We start from the raw sequence: 2,577 nt of genomic DNA, 5'->3' as shown, positions 1-2,577 counted from the left end.
AGGCTGGTTCTGTGCCTCATGAAGGTACTGTTGTGGAAATCGTAGGTACTGGCGGCGACGAAGCGAATACGTTCAACATTTCTACTACATCTGGTTTCATTATTTCCGCTGCAGGTATTCCTGTAGCGAAACATGGTAACCGCAGTGTATCTAGTAAATGTGGCGCTGCTGACTTGATCGAAGCCTTGGGCGCTAAATTAGAGCTTAACGGCGAACAAAACGAAGCAGTTCTTAATAAAGCAAATATGTGCTTCATGTTCGCCCCTGTATATCATCAAGCTATGAAGTATGCAGGCCCTGTACGTAAAGCGTTAGGCGTTCGTACAGTATTCAACATCCTCGGACCGTTGGCAAATCCAGCAGGTGCTACTGTAGAATTGATGGGCGTGTACGATAAATCTTTAGTGGAACCGTTGGCTCGTGTATTGGCAAACCTTGGTGTCAAACGCGGTGCTGTGGTACACGGCTTCGACGGTCTTGATGAGATTACGGCAACTAATAAAACGTACGTATGCGAAATTAATAATGGTACTTTCACAAGTTACGAATTCGATCCTAAAGAATATGGTTTCGAATACGCTGATAAGACTGAGCTTGAAGGTGGCGATGCAATAGTAAATGCTGAGATTACGCGCCGCGTTCTCGGCGGTGAGCAAGGCGGTAAACGCACAGCCGTTCTTCTCAACGCTGGTATGGCGATTTACCTTGCAAAAGATGGCATTACATTAGCAGAAGGCATTGAAGAGGCGAAAAATATGATCGACTCTGGCAAGGCTCTTGCTACAATGGAACAGTTTGTGAAAGCTACACAAGAGGTGTAACCATTGATTTTAGATAAGATTGTAGAGGCTACTAAAGTTCGAGTGGCCAAAGAAAAAGAGGTGGAAACGCCTGAGGCTGTGAAAGCAGCGGCCTTAGCATTACCATCTGATACAGGATTTCCTTTTGAAGCAGCCCTTCGCCAGCAAGACTTTAACTTCATTTGCGAAGTAAAGAAGGCGTCCCCTTCCAAGGGGATTATCGCTGAGCACTTCCCATATTTAGACATCGCCAAAGAATATGAAGTAGCTGGGGCAGCAGCCATCTCTGTATTGACTGAGCCAGACTTCTTTAAAGGGGACAAAAAATATTTGCAAGAAATCGCTAGCACCGTAAAAATCCCTGTCCTTCGTAAAGACTTCATCATCGATGAATACCAAATCTACCAAGCGAAGGTGTGGGGCGCTAGTGCAATTCTATTAATCTGTGCATGCCTCGATGTGCCTACATTAACAAAGTTCCGCGAGTTAGCCGACTCTCTTGGCTTGTCTTCCTTAGTAGAGGCTCACGACGAACAGGAAGTACAAATGGCCATCGATTGCGGTGCCCGCATCATTGGCGTTAACAACCGCAATTTGAAAGACTTTACCGTAGACGTACAAAACAGTGTGCGTTTACGTAATCTCGTTGAAGACGATGTGATCTTCGTATCTGAAAGCGGTCTAGAAACGCCAGAGGATATTCAAGTATTACGGGATAACAACATCGGCGTAGCCTTGATGGGGGAAACCTTTATGCGCTCTCCTAACAAGGTTGAGAAATTGGCCTATCTCTATGGACCAACCTACTACACACCAAAGGTTAAGATGTGCGGCATTTCCAAGGTGGAAACAATCCCTGCTATAGTAGAGGCTAAGCCAGACTACATGGGCCTTGTATTTGCACCAAGCAAACGACAAGTCACTGTCGACAAAGCTAAAATATTGGTGGAAGAGCTACATAAACAATATGCAAAAATATATGGCACAAATACGGTGCCAATGAACGTTGAGGCAACACAAGATACTAATGGATTTGGCGAAGAAAACACCAATTCTGAAGCTATTAAAACGGTAGGCGTCTTCGTCAATGAAACACTAGATAGTCTCGTTACAATCGCTAAAGAAGCCAATCTTGATGCGGTGCAATTGCACGGCGATGAAGATGAAGCTTTCATCCAATCCTTAAAAGAACGTACTAATGTAGAGGTTTGGAAGGCTGTTCAAATCCGCAGCGCTGCAGATGCAGAGGCGTGGATTGATAGCAGTGCCGATATGCTATTATTTGATGCGTATCACAAGGACGAGCGCGGAGGTACGGGCGAAGTGTTCGACTGGTCTTGTTTAGATGAGTTTGAACGTCCCTTTATGCTCGCAGGTGGTATCGACAGTACTAACGTGGCGCGTGCTATCCGCACAGTTCGCCCTTATGGCATAGATATCAGTAGCGGCATTGAAACAAATGGCGTGAAAGACAATGAAAAGATTAAAGCTTTCACCAACATTGTGAAATATATAGAAAGGTAAGTTATATGAGTGAACAAAGACATGGTTATTTTGGCTCCTTTGGTGGCCAATTTATGCCAGAAACATTGATGAATGCAGTCATCGAATTGGAAGAGGCGTACAACAAGTACAAAGATGATCCTGAATTCGTACGCGAACTTGAGGATTTACATAAAAAATATACAGGCCGTCCATCCCTTTTATACTATGCAGAACGCATGACAAAGGACCTTGGGGGCGCTAAAATCTATTTAAAACGGGAAGACTTGAACCA

The 2,577-nt window shown here is 44.5% G+C and carries 2 protein-coding genes and 1 pseudogene; all 3 read left to right on the top strand.

Annotation, left to right across the window (positions count from 1 at the left end; translation table 11 throughout):
• On the top strand, positions 1–821 hold an 821-nt coding region (trpD, locus tag RYM16_RS09055), incomplete at its 5' end, for an anthranilate phosphoribosyltransferase (RefSeq protein ID WP_314983415.1).
• A 3-nt stretch (positions 822–824) separates the two neighbouring features.
• Positions 825–2,324 carry a bifunctional indole-3-glycerol-phosphate synthase TrpC/phosphoribosylanthranilate isomerase TrpF gene (gene trpCF / locus RYM16_RS09050; RefSeq protein ID WP_314983414.1) on the top strand — a complete coding sequence of 500 codons (1,500 nt, stop codon included), beginning with the start codon at positions 825–827 and terminating at the stop codon, positions 2,322–2,324.
• Positions 2,325–2,329: 5 nt separating this feature from the next.
• Positions 2,330–2,577 (top strand): annotated as a pseudogene (locus RYM16_RS09045) (tryptophan synthase subunit beta); the annotation flags it as partial.

Source organism: uncultured Veillonella sp. (assembly GCF_963524655.1).
In the GTDB taxonomy this organism is placed as follows: domain Bacteria; phylum Bacillota; class Negativicutes; order Veillonellales; family Veillonellaceae; genus Veillonella.
This window is presented reverse-complemented; position numbering and strand designations above follow the sequence as displayed.